The 16450-nt window shown below is 67.2% G+C and carries 16 protein-coding genes and 1 pseudogene; 11 read left to right on the top strand and 6 right to left on the bottom strand.

Translation table 11 applies throughout. The annotated features are described in order from the left end of the window. Nucleotides 1-107: 107 nt before the first annotated feature. The gene (locus IPJ95_19310) at nucleotides 108-308 is read right to left on the bottom strand and encodes a hypothetical protein (GenBank protein MBK7925753.1); all 201 of its coding nucleotides are present in this window, start codon (nucleotides 306-308) and stop codon (nucleotides 108-110) included. A gap of 3 nt (nucleotides 309-311) precedes the next feature. Between IPJ95_19310 and IPJ95_19315 the strand changes: the two genes are divergently transcribed. After that, nucleotides 312-695: a hypothetical protein gene (locus IPJ95_19315; GenBank protein MBK7925754.1), complete on the top strand. Its 384-nt coding sequence runs from the start codon at nucleotides 312-314 to the stop codon at nucleotides 693-695. Between the two features lie 353 nt (nucleotides 696-1048). On the opposite strand, the gene IPJ95_19320 is transcribed toward IPJ95_19315, so the two are convergent. Further along, nucleotides 1049-1591 (bottom strand): Uma2 family endonuclease, encoded by a 543-nt coding sequence (locus tag IPJ95_19320; GenBank protein MBK7925755.1) that lies wholly within the window; start codon nucleotides 1589-1591, stop codon nucleotides 1049-1051. 321 nt (nucleotides 1592-1912) lie between these two features. On the opposite strand from IPJ95_19320, the gene IPJ95_19325 reads away from it, so the two are divergent. The 4 genes from IPJ95_19325 (at nucleotide 1913) to IPJ95_19340 (ending at nucleotide 5532) form a co-directional block, all read left to right on the top strand. Then, nucleotides 1913-2653, top strand: coding sequence for a hypothetical protein (locus IPJ95_19325; protein ID MBK7925756.1), 741 nt, complete (start codon nucleotides 1913-1915; stop codon nucleotides 2651-2653). Nucleotides 2654-3216: 563 nt separating this feature from the next. After that, complete coding sequence (locus tag IPJ95_19330) at nucleotides 3217-3666, top strand: helix-turn-helix domain-containing protein (protein ID MBK7925757.1); 450 nt, start codon at nucleotides 3217-3219, stop codon at nucleotides 3664-3666. A gap of 687 nt (nucleotides 3667-4353) precedes the next feature. Beyond that, nucleotides 4354-4659 (top strand): helix-turn-helix transcriptional regulator, encoded by a 306-nt coding sequence (locus IPJ95_19335; protein ID MBK7925758.1) that lies wholly within the window; start codon nucleotides 4354-4356, stop codon nucleotides 4657-4659. Nucleotides 4660-4665: 6 nt separating this feature from the next. Continuing rightward, on the top strand, nucleotides 4666-5532 hold the full coding sequence (locus IPJ95_19340; GenBank protein ID MBK7925759.1) for an RNA-directed DNA polymerase: 867 nt from the start codon (nucleotides 4666-4668) through the stop codon (nucleotides 5530-5532). A 66-nt stretch (nucleotides 5533-5598) separates the two neighbouring features. Here IPJ95_19340 and IPJ95_19345 read toward each other — a convergent pair whose 3' ends face one another. From IPJ95_19345 to IPJ95_19360, 4 genes are all read right to left on the bottom strand, one after another. Then, nucleotides 5599-7746 (bottom strand): site-specific DNA-methyltransferase, encoded by a 2148-nt coding sequence (locus tag IPJ95_19345; GenBank protein ID MBK7925760.1) that lies wholly within the window; start codon nucleotides 7744-7746, stop codon nucleotides 5599-5601. Between the two features lie 2 nt (nucleotides 7747-7748). After that, nucleotides 7749-10463 (bottom strand): DEAD/DEAH box helicase family protein, encoded by a 2715-nt coding sequence (locus IPJ95_19350; GenBank protein ID MBK7925761.1) that lies wholly within the window; start codon nucleotides 10461-10463, stop codon nucleotides 7749-7751. A 292-nt stretch (nucleotides 10464-10755) separates the two neighbouring features. Beyond that, complete coding sequence (locus IPJ95_19355) at nucleotides 10756-11826, bottom strand: macro domain-containing protein (protein MBK7925762.1); 1071 nt, start codon at nucleotides 11824-11826, stop codon at nucleotides 10756-10758. After that, nucleotides 11826-12464, bottom strand: coding sequence for a DUF4433 domain-containing protein (locus IPJ95_19360; protein ID MBK7925763.1), 639 nt, complete (start codon nucleotides 12462-12464; stop codon nucleotides 11826-11828). The genes IPJ95_19355 and IPJ95_19360 overlap by 1 nt, the downstream gene beginning before the upstream one ends. A gap of 604 nt (nucleotides 12465-13068) precedes the next feature. On the opposite strand from IPJ95_19360, the gene IPJ95_19365 reads away from it, so the two are divergent. The 6 genes and pseudogenes from IPJ95_19365 to IPJ95_19390 all read left to right on the top strand — a co-directional run bounded on the left by IPJ95_19365 (nucleotide 13069) and on the right by IPJ95_19390 (nucleotide 16429). Then, nucleotides 13069-13602, top strand: a complete 534-nt coding sequence (locus IPJ95_19365; protein MBK7925764.1) for a DinB family protein — start codon at nucleotides 13069-13071, stop codon at nucleotides 13600-13602. Nucleotides 13603-13704: 102 nt separating this feature from the next. Beyond that, on the top strand, nucleotides 13705-14673 hold the full coding sequence (locus IPJ95_19370) for a radical SAM protein (protein ID MBK7925765.1): 969 nt from the start codon (nucleotides 13705-13707) through the stop codon (nucleotides 14671-14673). Nucleotides 14674-14883: 210 nt separating this feature from the next. Next, nucleotides 14884-15387, top strand: a complete 504-nt coding sequence (locus IPJ95_19375; GenBank protein MBK7925766.1) for a DinB family protein — start codon at nucleotides 14884-14886, stop codon at nucleotides 15385-15387. A gap of 95 nt (nucleotides 15388-15482) precedes the next feature. Further along, nucleotides 15483-15887, top strand: a complete 405-nt coding sequence (locus tag IPJ95_19380; protein ID MBK7925767.1) for a DUF3224 domain-containing protein — start codon at nucleotides 15483-15485, stop codon at nucleotides 15885-15887. Between the two features lie 84 nt (nucleotides 15888-15971). After that, nucleotides 15972-16262 (top strand): hypothetical protein, encoded by a 291-nt coding sequence (locus tag IPJ95_19385; protein MBK7925768.1) that lies wholly within the window; start codon nucleotides 15972-15974, stop codon nucleotides 16260-16262. Continuing rightward, nucleotides 16169-16429 (top strand): annotated as a pseudogene (locus tag IPJ95_19390) (DNA polymerase IV). The gene IPJ95_19385 and the pseudogene IPJ95_19390 overlap by 94 nt, the downstream one beginning before the upstream one ends. Nucleotides 16430-16450: the final 21 nt, after the last annotated feature.

Consider the following 16450-nt stretch of genomic DNA (forward strand, 5'->3'; position numbering starts at 1 on the left):
GCCATGGACGGCAAGATGATGGTTCAGCTCACCACGCTGGTGCGGATCCTGGATTTCCTGCTGGCCTATCCCTTCGGGGACAGCCCGGCGGCGCGGGTGGTGACGCGCTACGGCGAGGGGGTGACCCGGCTGCGCGCGCTGGTGGCGCAGCAGGGGGAGGGGGTGGTGACGCGGAAGGTGGAGGTGGCGCGGCGGCAGGAGCTGCGCCGGCGGATCATCCGGGGACCGTTGCGGCACCTGTCCCGGGTGGCGGAGGCGCTGGCGGCGGGCAGCCGCAGGTGGCCGCGGCGATCGGGCAGTCGGTGCACCAGATGTCGGGGGAGCTCTTCCTGGCGACGGTGCATTCGATCGCGGCGACGGCCGAGTCCAACCTGGCCCTGCTGCAGCAGGAGGGACTGTCGGAGGGGACGGTGACGGACCTCAAGGCGCTGCTCGAGGCCTACGAGGGGGCCCTCAAGGAGGCGGGGGCGGGGCGGCGGGCGCATACTGGGGCCCGGGCGGAGATGCAGGTGCTGGGCCGGGACCTGATGCGGATGGTCAAGCAGCTCGACGGGATCGTGCAGTACCACTACCGGGCGCAGCCGGAGGTGCTCGGCGCGTGGGCCAGCGCGCGGAACTTCGCCTGGCCGGTGACGGAGGTGTCGGCGCCCGCCACGCCGGCGCGGCCCACGCTGGCGGAAGGGTCGAAGGCGTGACGCAGTGACCGCACTACAATTGAAGGACCGAACAGCCGTCGTCCCGGGGGAGTGGGGCGGCGGCTGGTTGGTATATGACCAGGGCCCACCGCCGAGCGCTCGCGGCCGAATCGCCCCCACCCGCTGTCATTCCGAGGGCCCGCAGGGCCCGAGGAATCCCTTGACCCGTGCTGGAGGCCCCCGAGGCTCCGTCGGCGCGAGGGCGTGCTCGCGGTCGGCGCGTGGCCGCACAGGAGCGGTGGGCCCGCCGCGCGGCGCACGCGCCTCGCCTGCGCCGCCCTCACGCCTCCCTCGCCTCCTTCCCCGTTCCCCGTTCCCCGCTTCCCGTTTCCCGGGCGGGGCGCAGCCCCGCCCTATACCCCAAACACCCCCTCCAGCCCGACCTCGACCCTCACCCCGGCTTCCGGCTCCCACACCACCCGGTCGGTCAAGATCTCTGGCCGGGTATCGCTCGGCGTCCAGCGCTCGATCAGCCGCGCGTCCGGGTCCACGATCCAGTACTCCGCGACGCCCGCGGCCTGGTAGATCCGGCGCTTGGCGCCGCGGTCGCGGGCGGCGGTCGAGGGGGAGAGGATCTCGATGGCGAGCAGCGGCGTGCCCACATCGCTCCAATCCCTCGGGGGATGTTCCGGGTCGATCCGGACCACGAAGAGGTCGGGCTGGACCAGGGTGCGCGGGCCGAGCACAATGTCGGCGGGGCTCGTCAGCACCCGGAGTCTCGGGTGCGGGTCCACTGCCCGGAGGAGCGCGGACATCAGGCGCGACAGGACGTCCTGGTGCCGGTACGCCGGAGACGGGGTCACGGCATGCACCCCGTCCAGCAGCTCGTGCCGCTGCCCGTCCTCCGGCAGCGCCAGCAGCTCCTCGATGGTGGTAACCGGCGACACGGCAGACATGACCATACGCTACGCTCGGCGGCGGGGCGGACGCAACTCGGCGCGGGCACCATCCCGCACGGTACCGGTGCCCCGCCCCGTGGCGGGTATCCGCGCTACGCGCCGCGGCGCCAACGGACGCCACCCGCCGTCCCGCCACCCGTCGTCATTCCGAGGGCCCGAGGAATCCCTTCCGGTCCGCAGATGACTTGAAGGGATCCCTCGGTCGCGTTGCTCCCTCGGGATGACAGCACGGGGCGGTGCGCCTGCCCCCTTCCCGCTTCCCTTTCCCGTTCCCCGTTCCCCCCTTCCCCCTCCCCGCCCCAACCGCATTGTTGCCCCATGACCCCGATGCCTGCGCCTGGTGTGGCCCCGGCCACCTGGATCCTGGAGCAGACCACCCATCGCCGGTTCCCCTATCGGATCGTGATCGAGCAGGGGGGCCGGACGCTGGTGGCGTTCCGGGTGCAGGCCCGCTGGCCGGGCCCGGGGCAGCAGGTCTTCTGCCTGCGCGAGGAGCTGCTCGATCCGGACGAGGCGCTGGAGGAGCTGGAGCGGGTGCCGGTGTCGCAGTTGACCCAGGTGGGGCGGAAGCTGGCCCTGGTGCTCGACCGCGGCAATCGCAAGCGGTGCGAGTTCCTCACCATCCGGAAGGAGCGCAAGGATGGCGGCGGCGCCTACGACCAGACCTTCTTCCGGACCGAGCAGGGCATCCGGGCCCACCGCTCGCGGGGCAAGGTGGAGCTGTCGGCGGAGCCGGTGGCGCTCGACGTGGTCATCGACAGCGGCGAGCGCTATCCGTGGCGCTTTCCCCGGGCCACCGTCAACCGGCGCCGCCTGCCCGTGGGCGACTATGCCCTGATGGACGGCGCCCGCACCGTGGCGGTGGTGGAGCGGAAGAGCTACGCCAACTTCCTGGGGAGCTGGTGCAGCTGCAGGGGCTGCATCACCAACTGGCCGACCTGGCGGGGCTCGAGCGGGCGGCGCTGGTCATCGAGGCGCAGTATCGCGACTTCCTCGACCCCAAGCGGCTGGGGGGCCGCTTTCCCCGTGCGCGGCTGGGCCGGCGGCTGGCGGAGCTGAGCACGCTGCACCCGCGGCTGCCGATCATCTTCGCGGGCAGCCGCAAGCTCGCGAACCTGTGGACCTACCGGTACTTCCAGGCGGTGGCGCGGGCGCGGCAGGCACCGGCGGTGGCGCTCGAGCTCGACCTGGGCCAGCGCTACGACCCGCCCGCGGCGCGGGGGCCGGGGCGTGAGGAGGCGTTGCGGGAGGCGGCGCTCGGCGGATTCCCGGCGCCCTTCACCACCCGCGACCTCGCGGCGCGGGTGCCGGGGAGCGGGCTGGACCAGGCGCGGCGGGTGCTGGCGCAGCTGCTCGCGGCGGGCCAGGTGCGGCGCAGCGGGAAAGGGCGGGGGACGAAGTGGGAGGTGGGCGGGAGATAGCGCGGATGGGCGGGGAGGTGCCTGTCAGTCCGAGGGGGCGGCGCGGCGGTTGTTCTGCCTCCGCCTTGGCGTCAGCCGGCGCCGTCATCACGGCCTAACCAATTACAAAACAAGGCGATAGAACTCAACTCCAGGGCTCATTCCGGCGCTGCGGTTATTCCGCCTATTGCGCTTATTTCGAATACTGCCGAAACTATGTCCATGACCACAACCCTTGAACTCCCGACCCCGGAGGTGGCGGAGGAGGCGGAATCCGCCCTCCGCCAGCTCCAGCCGTTCCTGAAGCGCCACAACCAGAAGCACGTCCGGGTCCGCCCGGCGGATGGGGCGGCGCCGACGGTCACCGTGCCGCGGCAGGCCTTCGCGCTCTTCCTCGAGGTGCTGGGCCAGATGGCCAACGGCAACGCGGTGACCATCGTCCCGGTGCATGCGGAGCTGACGACGCAGGAGGCGGCGAACTTCCTCAACGTCTCGCGTCCGTACCTGGTCCGGCTGCTGGAGGAGGGAAAGCTCCCCTACCGGAAGGTGGGTACCCACCGGCGGGTGATGTTCGCGGACCTGGCGGAGTACCGCCGGCGCGATGAGGCACGACGCAAGGAGACCATGACGGCGTTGGCGGAGGAGGCGCAGAAGCACGGGCTGGGGTACTAAGCGTATTGCCGTAGGGCAAGTCAATGACGTCTCCGCGGGTGCCGGCACCTGCGCTTGACTTGACATATAAGACAACCAGCGTAACTTCCACCCCAGGGAACGAGTAGTCCCGCTCCCTGCGCTCTTTGACAGCAGTGGTTGGGGGGAAATTGGGTCCCGCTATCTGAACCGTTGCCCCGCCCGGGAGGACTCGAGGCGGGATGCGTCCCGTTTGTCGGCCACCCTTTCGTTGCGGAGCCCACAGGGCTCCACAGCCTCAGGCTGGCATGGGGACGCGGCCGCAGGCCGCATCAGTTCAGGTGTTGATCGCGCTCCTCGCGTGGTCCATCACGGCGTCGCTGGCAAATCGGGACTCATCGGCAGTTCGTAGTTTACCTTGATCAGAAAGGACAGTACAATGGGTAAGCGTGGCCCCCCTCAACACACTCAGGCCGAACAATCGGTTGAATCGATTCGGAAGAAGCTCCGTGGCCAGCCTGGCACCGAGCCCTTGAGTGACGCCGTGATGCTCGAACTCCTTGACGATCTCGACCGGCTGCAGCGCTTGGTCGGGAGGAAGCCGCCAAGCAACGCACTCAGGATGGCAGCTACGGGTGCGGTACTTCGCGAAGCGGTTTCTTGGCTGATCCGGGAACTAGAGAACACTTGCAACTGCCTTTCCAACGCCCCCAAAGGGGTAATCAATAGATGGCCAGTCTCGGTGAAGCGATTCGCCGCCTGCGGCTTGCAGGCGGCTACACTCAGAAGGAGCTCGCGGAGCGCGTCGATTCGGACCCTACCTACCTCTCGCATGTCGAGTCGGGCCGCCGCGAACCAAGCCTCACGCTCCTCCGAACTCTCGCCCGTGAACTCAAGGTACCTCCAGGCCTCCTCCTTGCAGTGGCGCTATGGTCGGATCTCCCACCAAGCCAGAAACGCAGATATCGCCCGATTCTCGACAAGCTCGTCTCCCTCGGTGCCGGTCCTGCACACACTCTTCAGCTTGACGACTAGGATCGCATGGCGTCCGTCGCATCGCTGGCGACACGACTAAGTGTTTCTGAGAGGCTGCTGATCTCCCTATTGGACGCGGGTGACGCAGAGTGGCGGCAGCGACAAGTACTCACGGGCGGCAAACTCCGAACGCTGCTCCTCCCCAGCAGGCGCCTCGCGACGGTCCAGCAGGTCATCCTGAAGCGCCCATTGGAAGCGCTCCGAATCCATGACGCATCTTTCTGTGTGCGTCGCCGGGGGGCTCTCAGAGCGGCCGAAAAGCACGCGCGCCATCCTTACCTGCTTCACCTGGACATCAAGGACTTCTTTCCGAGCGTTTCTCCGGGACAAGTCACCGAGAGCCTCAAGGCTCGGGGGGAATCGCACCAGCTCAGCCCGCTGATAGCGCAATTGACTACCGCCTACGGCCAATTGCCACAAGGCGCCTGCACGAGCGTCGCACTCGCCAACCTCGTGCTCTACCGCCTCGACGTGCGGCTCTCGAACCTCTGCCGGAAGGAGGGCGTCACGTACACTCGCTACGTTGACGACCTCGCTGTTTCTGGCGGCCAGCGGGTCTCCCGCCTCGAACCATTGGTGAGGAAGATCGTTGGCGAGGAGGGGTGGGTGCTCGGAAAAAAGGGCGGCCTCTACGACGGGGACTCGCAACATCGGTATCTGGGCATCATCCTGAACGCGAAGCCAAACATTGACCGCGCTTACATTGATGACTTGAGGTTCGTGCTGACCCAGCTTCGCCGCGGCACAACTCTCGATGACTCTCAGAGAACGCGGCTCTTGGGGAGGATCGAATACGTGAAGTCGGTGAATCCAGAAGTGGGGACGCGACTCGCGAATCGACTCATGGAAGCGAGTTCAACGGACGCGCACTAGGTAGGCGGGGAAGTCGACAGTGCAGTGCTTCGCTTCCAGCGGGTGTCGAATGTCGCCGCCGAAGCGTTACCCCGCTGTAATCACCACCAACGACGTCGTATCATTCCCAAAGATATCAATCACCTTCACCGCCACCACGTACCGCCCCGCTTCGGGATAGGTGTGAGGGGCGCTGGTGAGCTCAAGCGCCCGCTCGTTCCGGGTCCGGAAGCTCTGCCACTCGTTCTCGAAGATGTAGGCACCGGTCCACTGCTCCTCGAACTCCAGGAACTCACCGGTATCGGCCAACCCGGGGAGGGCCCCCTCCACCCCGAAATTCTTGGGCATCTTGATGATTTCCTTCCGGCTCTCATAGTTAAAGTCCACCGCCCAGTAGTCCACCCAGTCGGTCCACTTCTTGGTCAGCACGTCCCGGGTGACGATGCCCCTCTTGTCCTTGCTCACCTTGATGAGCTGGCCCTGCTCGCAGACCACCTCGCTCTTCCCCTCCTTGAGCTCGGCGGTGATTGAGTCGATCAGTCCTTGGGAGTAATAGACAGAGAAGTCGGTCAGCTCCACCCGGACCGAGAGCTTGTCCTTCTTGTCGAACTTCGGGGTCACCTCGATGTAGGCCACATCGTGGAACCGCACCTGCCCCTTCTCCACCGCCCGCTTATCGAAGACTTCCGGCGGGATGGTCTTGGGAGCGATGTCGACTCCCTTCCCCTTGGCCTCTTCCAGCACCGCCGGGAACAGTCCCATCTCGAACTCGAAAGCCAGGACATCCACCCGGGTGATGCTCCGCTTCCGGCACTCGACGATGACCTCCTCCACGAACAGGCGCCCTACCGGCAGGTTGATCGGGCCCACCACCACGAGGCGGGCGCCGCTCTTCCCGTGGAAGAAGCCGGTCTCCGGCAGCGGCTCCGCACGGTATGCCTTGAGGATCAGCTCCCGGAACTCCTGCTCTTTCCGGGCCAGCGCCTGCTCCTTCTTCCGGCCGGTGAGCCGGCCACCCACGTTGAGATAGGCCTGCCGCTCGTAGCGGCCGAGGTTGAGCACCTCGAAGGCGCGAAACGGCTTGCCGGCCGACTTGAGCTCGCGTTGCACCTGGATCAGGCGCTTCCTGGTGGTGTGAATGCCGAACTTGCCGAGGTCGGTAGCGATCCACTTGCGACCCAGCTTCTCAGCGACGGCGGGGGTAGTGCCGCTCCCGACGAAGAAGTCCGCCACCAAGTCGCCTTCATTGCTACTTGCCTCAATAATGCGGGCGGCGAGATTCTCATTCTTCTGTGTGGCGTAGCCAGTCTTCTCAGCAGAGAAACTCATGATCTGGATGGAATCCATCGTATCCATGTCCGAGCAATTCCATGTGTCCTCGAGCGGGTAGCCCTGTCCAGTTGGAGGATTGCCGTCACGCCGGACGTACCCGGGCGGGTAGGGGATATACCGCTTGTTAAACGTGAAAACCTTTGGATCCTTTGAGTAGAAATAGATCGTATCGTGATTGCGGATGAAATTGCGAGCAGCTGATTTGTATCCAGAAATCCATCCAATGCGCCAGATGATCTCACGCTGGAAGCTCGGACGCCCGAATACTTCATCCAGCGCCAAGCGCAGCATGGCACTCACCCGCCAATCGCAATGCACGTAGATCGATCCATCCGCAGCAAGAAGGTCCTTCATCAGTAGCAAGCGCTCGTAAATCATGGAAGCAAAGGAATCCACACCGTGCCCCCAAGTGTCCCTGTACGCGATGTCCTCGTACAACGAACGTTCCTTGTGAAACGTCTCTCCCCCAATTTCGATATCCATACTGAAATCGGCGCCCACATCGAACGGCGGATCGATGTAGATCAGCTTGAGGCCGCCCGCCTCCTCGATCTGCTGCCGGAGCGCTCCGCTCTTGAGCGATGAGAGGATGAGTTTGTTATCGCCCCAGATGAGCTTGTTGGTCCACCCCTTGATCTGCCGGCCACCGGTATCCAGCTCCAGCGCCCACTCGGCGTCTTGCTCCTTCCGCGGCTCGTCGATGTGCTCCAGAGTCTGGAAGGGCAAGACGGCGGTGGAGACTTCCCTGGTCTTCCCGTTCCAGACCAGCTCCACTTCTCGCTTGTCGTCGAACAGGATGAAGCGGTACTTCTCCGGCAACGGCCGTCCCTCATTGATGAGCTTGATGAGGTCGCGCTTCTCGGCGTCGCTCAGCTCATAGCCATCGGCGTGGTGGCGCGCCATGATCAGGCCTGGTATTCGGTGAAGGAGGCGGCCAGCGCGGCCAGAGTAGTAGGCGGGTGCTTCTCGAAGCTCGGCTGGTCCACGTAGACGAAGCGATAGCTCGGACCGCCTTCGCCAGTGCTCAGGGGGGTCACATCCTCACACCAGAGGCGGAGCCGAGCCATCTTCTGCGGCAGATCCAGCTCCTCCCGCCCTTTGGTCTCGATGACCCAGACTGTCCCGTCCCTGGTGCGGACGATGAAGTCCGGGGTGTAGGTGGACAGATCGCCATCGGCCTTGACGTAGTCCAGCTTAAAGCCGATGGCCAGGTAGTTCTTGGCGAAGGCCGTCACGTCACTGGCCGCCTCAAGAAAGGCGGCGAAAGAGAGCTCAAAGCCACCTGCGCTGGCTTCCCCCACCGTTTTGCTAAAGATAGACTTCTTGGCTGCCAGGAACGGGCGGTGGTCGACTCGGAAAGGCCGCGTGTCCCGGAGTCGGATCCGGTCCTCAATGCGGGTGGTGCCCACCGCCTGGATGGTCAGGGCGTTGATGGCCGCCTTGAAGGAGTCGTACAGCACCTTCCCCACCTCCGGCTCGCTCAGGTTCCGGAGCACCACCGGATCCTCCAGGTCCACCGGCGAGGGGTCGAAGAGACGTTCCCGCATGAAGCACTTCACCTTGCCATATAGCACGTCATAGCCCCCGACCAGCCTGAGGTCCTTGAGCAGCTGGCGGGCGAAGAAGGCGACCACCGAGCGGTAGTCCGCCGGGCCGGAGCCGTCGAGGACCACGGTGTGGTGAATCTCGTCGTCCAGCATGGTCTTGAAGACGATCTCCCGGGTCTCCTCCAGGCTGAACGGCTTGACCGGGAGCCGCGGATTGCCAAAGGCCGCCGGGTCCAATGCGTCGAGGTCCTTGAAGTCCCTGTGATAGCGGCGGCTGAGCCGCGGGATCGGAATGTCGAGCGCATTGAGGTCCTTGGCGGAGTTCGCCGAGTCCACCTCGATGATCAGCGACTCCTGCCGCCCCGATCCGGTCCCCATCGGCACCTGCTCCAGCGTCACACCTTCCGTCTGGATAGACTCGACGAACTCCATGAAAGCGGGTGTCCCCATGACCGAAACCGTCTCCCGAGTGTCGCTGCCGAAGTACATCCGCCGCAGCCCACGGCCGAGGGTCTGCTCCGGCAGGATGTTGGCGGGGGAGGTGTAGGCGCGGAGTCCGACGATTGTGGTCACGTTGCGGACGTCCCACCCCTCCTTGAGGACAAGCACCGAGACGATGGCCTTGAACGGGGAGCTCCACGAGTCGATCTCCCGAGACTGCTTGCGGAGCAGATCCAGCTCCTCCTTGCTCTTGCCGGAGGCCGCCTCGGAGATGTCCCCGTTCCTCTTGGTGTGGATGACCAGGACGGCGCCCTGCAGCTCGGGGCAGGTCTTCTCCAGGAAGGCACCGACGTCGTCGCAATTGCGAGTGTCGTCCACCATGACGAACAGCACCGCCTTTTTGCCCAGCGGCTGGTGTTCGGCGTAGCTCTTCTTCCACTCCTCGATACCCAGCGCCAGGTAATCGGCGTACTTCTCGGTGAAGAGCGCGCTGGTCCGCTCGTGCAGCCGGGCGCGGCTCGGAGCATCGGGCAGCACCGGGTGCTTCACCACGTTCTGGTGGATCGCCTCGACCAGGGGGTAGTCGGACACCGTCTGGACGAAGATGGCGCCGTTGTCGTGCTTGGGAGTCGCAGTCACGTCAATCTGGATCGCCAGGCTCCGGTCCTTCTGCAACATCCGATGGTGGATGTCCTGGATGGACTTGAACCATGCCATGCGGGCATCGTGGATGTGGTGGGCCTCGTCGTTGAAGACCGCCAGCTCCTCCACCCCCCGGATGATCTCGCCGAGATCGGTCTTACTGTCGGTCGTGCCACCGACGGGCTTGGGACCGAAGGGGGCTAGGAAGTAGTCCCGGAGGTCGTCATCATCCAGCGATGGGTCAGCGACGTCACCGAGGAAAACTCGATGCACGTTGGTGAGGAAGATGTTGCCAGTGTCCCGGGCCACGCGGACATCGTCCTGGATGTGCAGCGTGACCTGAAAGTCGTCGCGCCAGTTGCGCCCGTCATGTCCGTTGGCCGGCAGGACCGGGTCGTTGAAGAAGATCCGGAGGCCGTCGAAGTCGGCCCGGAGCCGGTCCAGCACTATGATGTTCGGCGCGATCACCAGGAAGTTGCGCGACAGCTCGGAATCGGGCTCGTAGGTCCGGTGGAAGAAGCTCCAGGCGATGAGGAGTGACAGCACCTTGGTCTTCCCCGCGCCAGTGGCGAGCTTGAGCACATAGCGGGGCCATTCCTCGTCGAACATGCCGGAAGAGACAGCGCCGGAGGCATCGAACCGGAGCAGGTCGAACCGGTCCCGTGCCCGCCGGACCTCATAGAGCCAGATGACCGTCTCCACCGCCTCCCGCTGGGCGTAGTAGTAGCGGAACTCCGATAGGGAGCCGTCGGCCGCCTCCACCATGTGGGTCTCCTCGAACCACCAGCGCAGCAGGGCTACGGAGGTAGCTGACGCCCCGGCGTATCCCTTTCCCCTCCAAGCCGCGACTTCCTGCCGAACCTTCGCCACGAGTGGCGGGAGCAGCTTGTCGTAGGCGGTGGTGCGGAGGGTCTCATCCGCCGGGAACCACCGCTGCTCGGGGAGCAGCGGGGCGTACGGGGAGGTAGGAAATGAGGGATGAAGGGCCATGGGCTTGAAGGTTGGAAGGATGGGTGCCGGACGACTACATCCCCCCGGAAACCTGTCCCCCGCTGCGCCGACCAGCAAGGGTGCGTGGCGTGTTTGATCAGGTCGGGCTCGCTCGGCACCTGTTCATGGTAACCACGCGGTGTGACTCCCCCGACCCGTGCCGTCGCACCTCCTGCCGGGGCGCCTTGGATGTGAGGACCCGTCATAAGGCGCTGTGGTCAAACGCAGCGATGGAATCGCGGGGAGTTCCCAGCGGGCGGCACCCCCGCGGAGTGGGGGGCCGAATGGCGCGTCAGACCGGCGGGGCCGCCGCCAGGCGCTCCAGCGCCAGTGCCAGGAGCCGGTCGTCGAACAGCGCCTGCTTGCGCCGGCCCGCCGCCCTGCCCCCGGGCCAGGCACCCAGCCCCTCACGAATTCCGGCCACGGTGGCCTCACTGCCCCGTTCGCGGAGCAGCCAATCCACCGTCGCAAGCAGTTCCATGCCGAGGGGTGACTCGAAGCCGTCGATGACGGCGGCGGTCCGCTCCAGCGCCGGAAGGTACTGCTCCGCCTCATTCTGGAGGTAGGCTTCGACCGGCACCCGCCGGGTGTCCTCGAACCAGATCAGGTCGAAGGGGCCCGCGTCACTGAGGCGCTTCTCGCAGTGGAGGTAGCTGCCGTCGAGATTGTCGAGCAGGTGCCGCAGGTTGTCGGCGTAGGGGCCGTACTTGTTGGCCCCGAAGTGCAGTTCGAGTGGATCGGCCAGCCCAAGCGCCCTCACGCTCCGATCGAGGAACCACACCAGCTTCTGGACCTCGAGGTTGGTGCAGTCGTTCCCAAGCACCAGATAGCGCAGGATCAACTCGGCGATCAGGGCCCGCGCCGGGGTCAGCTCCTCGACCCCAGAACGCTTGGGAGCGTTCTGGTACCGGCCCGAAGGTTCGTATACCGTCACGGCAACGCCGGGCAGGTCTCCGAGCGCCAGTTCGATCTCTCGACGCACCTGGGTCCACTCCAGGCCGCCGTTGCCACAGCCGAGCGGAGGCAGCGCGATAGTGGCGATCTGGTACTCCCCGATCACCCGCGCCAGGTCGCGGAGGCCCTCGCGGATCCACTCCAGCCTGGACGGATGCCGCCAGTGCTTCTTGGTGGGAAAGTCGATGATCCACCGAGGACCCACGAGCTCGTGGTTCCGGGTCACGTGCATCTGCCCGACCCGGATCCGGCCGGCCTTTGCTGCCTCCTGATGCTCCCGGGCGCTCTCGGGGTACGCCTCACGGAACATCAAGGCGATGCCCTTCCCCATCACACCGACCTCATTGACGGTGTTGACGAGGGCGTCGACCTGCGCCTCGAGGAGGTTTCCTCGTGTGTACTGGATCATCAGAAGTACCAGTCCGGCCGGACCACGATCTTCAGGCTAACACCCGCAGCGGTCATCATGCGCCGTGCCTCTTCAGCAGCTGGCTCATTTGCACAAGCAATCGCCAGGAGCGCGTCCACCGGAACGGCGTGATGGACCAGTCCCTCGGCTTGGTAGCGGTCCTTCTTGCCTGGGTCGTTCGGGTCGTGCTTGAAGTCCCTGGCCCGCAGGAGCGGCCAGTCCACCTGGGCGAGGTCTGCCAGGTCAGCGAAGTACCGGGCCGGCAGCATGTAGGCATGTCGGTCCGTGAAGACGAACGGGACTCCACGTTCAGCGAGGCGATGAAGCGAACTGACCAGCACTACGATCTCTGACTTCGTCCGCTGCACCACGCCATTATAGCCAGTCAGGATGTTCAGCAACATGGGCGAGTGCGGCGTGAAGTAGAACGGCACGTAGTCGCTCAGGTTGCCACCCGGCGGAATCGGCACCGTCCGGTGCGGTCGTTTTGCGATCAGGTCGGGATTGCCAATCTCGACGAACCCTGGGTCATGTAGAGCCCCGCTCCGGCAGCACACCCCGTTGCGCAGCAGCCATGGCACGTTCCGGATGTGGGTGATCCGGAAGATCAGGGCGCGTTCGGGCGTGAGTTCCCGCATGTCGCGGAATCTAGCGCCCGTGTTACCAGGCATCGGCCAGACCCGCCCGGTTCGGTCCCCGCCCTCTTCCATGGCCTGCACGCTACTCACCCGCGCTCTTCTTGACCTCCACGATTTTCGGTGTATCTTCGGGTTCAGCCACCCGCACCGCCCGTGATCGAGAGGTCCCCATGGCACCCCAGGCCCCCCAGCTCGCCCCCACCCGCTATCAGGCCCCCAACCCGTTGCTGACCAAGACGATCCGGGTCTGCCCCGAGTGTTCGGGACCCGTCGTCCACAACTCCGGCTGCATCACCTGCCGGCAGTGCGGGTGGGGGAGATGCGGGTAGCACCATGCGGGGCGGGGTTCGGTGTTTCGGGAAGCGGGAAGCGGGAAGCGGGAAGCGGAACGGAATCTCCCCGGAGCCCCAGCCGTACCCGGAGGGATCCCTCGGTCGCTCCGCTCCTCGGGATGACAGCGGGGGCGTGCTCCCTCGGGATGACAGGCCGCAGGTTCGAACCGCCACTCCCTCGCCCCCGGGTCGCGGCTTCGCCGCTCCCAAAGGGGGCTCGGTCGCCGCCGAACCGCCGAACCACCGAACCACCGAACCACCAAGGACCCCTCATGGCCTCCACCACCGGCACCACCCAGCACCTCGCCGCCGAAGCCCGCGCCTACACCGCCGCGATCCTCGCCGCGCTCGGCGACCAGAACCCCCTCGCGGTGCTGCGCGAGACGCCCGAGGCGCTGCGCCAGCTCATCGCCGGCCGGAGCGCCGAGGCGCTCGCTCGCCCCGAGGCGCCCGGCAAGTGGTCCGCGCGCCAGGTGCTGCAGCACCTCGCCGACAGCGAACTGGTGGGCGGCTTCCGCTTCCGCATGGTCCTGGCCCACGACCGCCCCGCCGTCCCCGGCTACGACCAGGACCGCTGGGCCGAGCGGCTCCGCTACCAGGACAACGACCCGGCCACGTCCATCGCCGACTTCACCGCGCTCCGCCGCATGAACCTGGTGCTGCTCGAACGCGCCACCCCCGCCGACCTCGCCCGCGTGGCCATCCACGCCGAACGGGGCGAGGAATCGCTGGCCCACATGCTCCGGATGTACGCGGGACACGACCTGGTGCATCGGCGGCAGATAAAGAGGGTGCTGGGCGGTTAGGCGGTTCGGCGGTTAGGCGGCGACCGAGCGCCCTTTGGGAGCGGCGAAGCCGCGACCCGGGCGCGAGGAAGTGCGGGAAAGCACCAACGGAAAGAGTGACCCATGCCCCACCACGACCAGCTGGCCCTGCTCGACCCGCCGGCCAACCGCCGCGCCGGCGCGCCGCTCCCCGTGCTCGAGGAGCGCGCCAGCCGCGGCGCGTCGTTCCATGAGGTCCCGGTCAAGGCCATCCTCAACTCCCCCGCCACCACCGGCATGGGCTTCTGGTCGCTCAACCCGTACGTGGGCTGCGAGTTCGGGTGCACCTACTGCTACGCGCGGGAGACCCACAAGTGGGTGACGGAGAAGGCGGGTGTGAAGGCGGTGCTCCCCCCCTGGGCGGCCTTCGAGAAGCAGATCCTCGTCAAGACCTCCGCCGCGCACGTGCTCACCCGCACCCTCTTCCCCGCGCGGCTGGCCGGGGCGTCGCTGGTGATCGGCACCGCCACCGATCCCTACCAGCCGGCCGAGCGGCGCTTCCGCCTGACGCGGCAGATCCTCGAGGCGCTGCTGGGCTGGCGCGGGCTGTCGCTCGGGCTCATCACCAAGTCGCCGCTCATCCTGCGCGACGTGGACCTGCTGACCCAGCTGGCGGAGCGGCACGAGCTGTCGATCAACATCTCGCTCGCCTCCACCGACGCCGGCCTGCTGCGCCGCCTCGAGGCCCGCTCGCCGGCGCCGCACGCGCGGCTCCGCGCCCTCAAGGGCCTCACCGACGCCGGGCTCCACGCCGGCCTCCTCATCGCCCCCATCCTCCCCGGCATCTCCGACAGCCGCGCGCAGCTCGCCGCGCTGTTCCAGGCAGGGAAGGACGCGGGGGCGCGCTACGCGGTCGGGGCGGCGCTCCGACTCGGCCCCGCGGCGCGCACCCGCTTCCTCCCCACCTGGCCGAGGAGTTCCCCGAGCTCACCCGGCGCTACGCCCGCCGCTACGGCGCCCGCACCGGCGCCGGCAAGGACTACACCGAGGCGCTCGCCCGGCGCATCAGGTCGCTGCAGGAGGAATTCGGCTATCCTACGGCGGTGGGGATGAGCGGCCGCGCCCGGCTGCAAGGCTACCAGCGCCGCGACCAGGCCATCCCCGACCACGCCGAGCAGTGGACGCTGCTTTAAAGAAGGGAAGAGGGAAGAGGGAAAAGGGAAAAGGGAATGACGTGAAAGCCCTCCTTGCTTCCCGCTTCCCGCTTCCCGCTTCCCGTTTCCCTTTTCCCGTTTCCCTTTTCCCGTTCCACCGGAGTCTGTCATGTCGATCGCCCAGTCGCTGCTGCCCGAGTACGATCACGAAATGGCCACCACCCGCACCCACCTCGAGCGCGCGCCGTTCGCGGACTGGGCCTGGAAGCCGCACGCCAAGTCCATGACCCTCGGCGCCCTGGCCAGCCACCTGGCCGAGATCCCGTCGTGGGTCGCGGGCACCATGATGGGCACGGAGTGGGACCTGGCCCCGAAGGACGGGCCGGCCTACGCCCCGCCCACGTTCGGCAGCGTGGCCGAGCTGCTGGCCTTCTTCGACCAGCAGGTGAAGGAGGGCCGCGCCGCGCTGGCCGCCGCCAAGGACGCCGACTTCATGGTGCCCTGGGCGCTCAAGATGGGGGGCGAGACGCTGTTCGCGATGCCGCGCCTCGGCGTGATCCGCACCTGGGTGCTCAACCACACCTGCCACCACCGCGGCCAGTTCACCGTGTACCTCCGGCTCCGCGACGTCCCGCTGCCGCAGACCTACGGCCCCTCCGCCGACACCCAGTAGGGGACCCCACGATGCGCCCTGCCCTCCGCGCCCTCGTCCTCGCCTGCCTCGGCCTCCTGGCCGGGGCGGGCGCCGGCCTCCCCGGACAGACCCCCATGACCCACCACGCCACCGGCACCTTCGACGTGAAGGTCTCCCCCCAGTCCCTCGCCGCCGCCGACCGCGAGACCGGCATGGGACGCATGCTGCTCGAGAAGCAGTACCACGGCGACCTCGAGGCCGGCGCCACCGGCGAGATGCTCACCGGCATGGGCACGGTCCCGGGCTCCGCCGGCTACGTGGCCATCGAACGGGTGGAAGGCACCCTCCAGGGCCGCCGCGGCAGCTTCCTGCTGCAGCACATCGGCACCATGACCCGCAACACCCCCAGCCTCTCGGTGCAGGTGATCCCCGACTCCGGCACCGACGGGCTCGCCGGCATCGCCGGCACCCTCACCATCCGCATCCTCGAGGGCCGGCACGAGTACGACCTCGACTACACGCTGCCGGCAACGCCGTAACTGCGGGGAAAGGGGAAGCGGGAAGCGGAACAGCGCGCGGTCATCCCGCTTCCCGTTTCCCTCTTCCCGCTTCCCCTCTTTTCCATGACCCGCTCGGTGCTCTACGTCGACCCGCCCGCCTTCTGCACCACGGTGGAGGGGCTGGTGGCCCCGGCGCTGCGGAGTCGGCCGGTGGTGGTAGCGGCGCCGGGCGCCGACCGGGCCACGGTGCTGGCGCTCTCGCTCGAGGCGCGGCGGGCCGGCATCACCCGCGGCATGCCGGTGGCCGAGGCGCGCAAGCGCTGCCCCGACGTGATCATCCGGCCCCCAATCCCCAGCTCTACGCCCGCGCCTCGCGCGCCCTCGACGAGATCCTGCGCCGCTACGCGCCGGTGATCGAGCCGAAGGGCTACGGCCACGCCTACCTGGACCTGACCGGCACCGGCCGGCTCTTCGGCCCCGCGGTGGACGTGGCGCTCCGCATCCAGCGCGAGGCCGCCCAGCGGCTCCGGCTCCCGCTCGCGGTGGGCGGCGCGCAGAACAAGCTGGTGAGCGCCGCGGCGGCGGAGGTGGCGAAGGACGGT

It is taken from the genome of Gemmatimonadota bacterium (assembly GCA_016713785.1).
GTDB lineage: Bacteria > Gemmatimonadota > Gemmatimonadetes > Gemmatimonadales > GWC2-71-9 > JADJOM01.

Bases quoted from the DNA above. Each gene is read 5' to 3' on its own strand.
- IPJ95_19335 (MBK7925758.1), top strand. From the start codon at position 4,354: ATGGCCAGTCTCGGTGAAGCGATTCGCCGCCTGCGGCTTGCAGGCGGC.
- IPJ95_19375 (MBK7925766.1), top strand. From the start codon at position 14,884: ATGTCGATCGCCCAGTCGCTGCTGCCCGAGTACGATCACGAAATGGCC.
- IPJ95_19315 (MBK7925754.1), top strand. From the start codon at position 312: ATGTCGGGGGAGCTCTTCCTGGCGACGGTGCATTCGATCGCGGCGACG.
- IPJ95_19380 (MBK7925767.1), top strand. From the start codon at position 15,483: ATGACCCACCACGCCACCGGCACCTTCGACGTGAAGGTCTCCCCCCAG.
- IPJ95_19385 (MBK7925768.1), top strand. From the start codon at position 15,972: ATGACCCGCTCGGTGCTCTACGTCGACCCGCCCGCCTTCTGCACCACG.
- IPJ95_19365 (MBK7925764.1), top strand. From the start codon at position 13,069: ATGGCCTCCACCACCGGCACCACCCAGCACCTCGCCGCCGAAGCCCGC.
- IPJ95_19320 (MBK7925755.1), bottom strand. From the start codon at position 1,591: ATGTCTGCCGTGTCGCCGGTTACCACCATCGAGGAGCTGCTGGCGCTG.
- IPJ95_19340 (MBK7925759.1), top strand. From the start codon at position 4,666: ATGGCGTCCGTCGCATCGCTGGCGACACGACTAAGTGTTTCTGAGAGG.
- IPJ95_19330 (MBK7925757.1), top strand. From the start codon at position 3,217: ATGACCACAACCCTTGAACTCCCGACCCCGGAGGTGGCGGAGGAGGCG.
- IPJ95_19350 (MBK7925761.1), bottom strand. From the start codon at position 10,463: ATGGCCCTTCATCCCTCATTTCCTACCTCCCCGTACGCCCCGCTGCTC.
- IPJ95_19370 (MBK7925765.1), top strand. From the start codon at position 13,705: ATGCCCCACCACGACCAGCTGGCCCTGCTCGACCCGCCGGCCAACCGC.
- IPJ95_19355 (MBK7925762.1), bottom strand. From the start codon at position 11,826: ATGATCCAGTACACACGAGGAAACCTCCTCGAGGCGCAGGTCGACGCC.
- IPJ95_19345 (MBK7925760.1), bottom strand. From the start codon at position 7,746: ATGGCGCGCCACCACGCCGATGGCTATGAGCTGAGCGACGCCGAGAAG.
- IPJ95_19360 (MBK7925763.1), bottom strand. From the start codon at position 12,464: ATGCGGGAACTCACGCCCGAACGCGCCCTGATCTTCCGGATCACCCAC.
- IPJ95_19325 (MBK7925756.1), top strand. From the start codon at position 1,913: ATGACCCCGATGCCTGCGCCTGGTGTGGCCCCGGCCACCTGGATCCTG.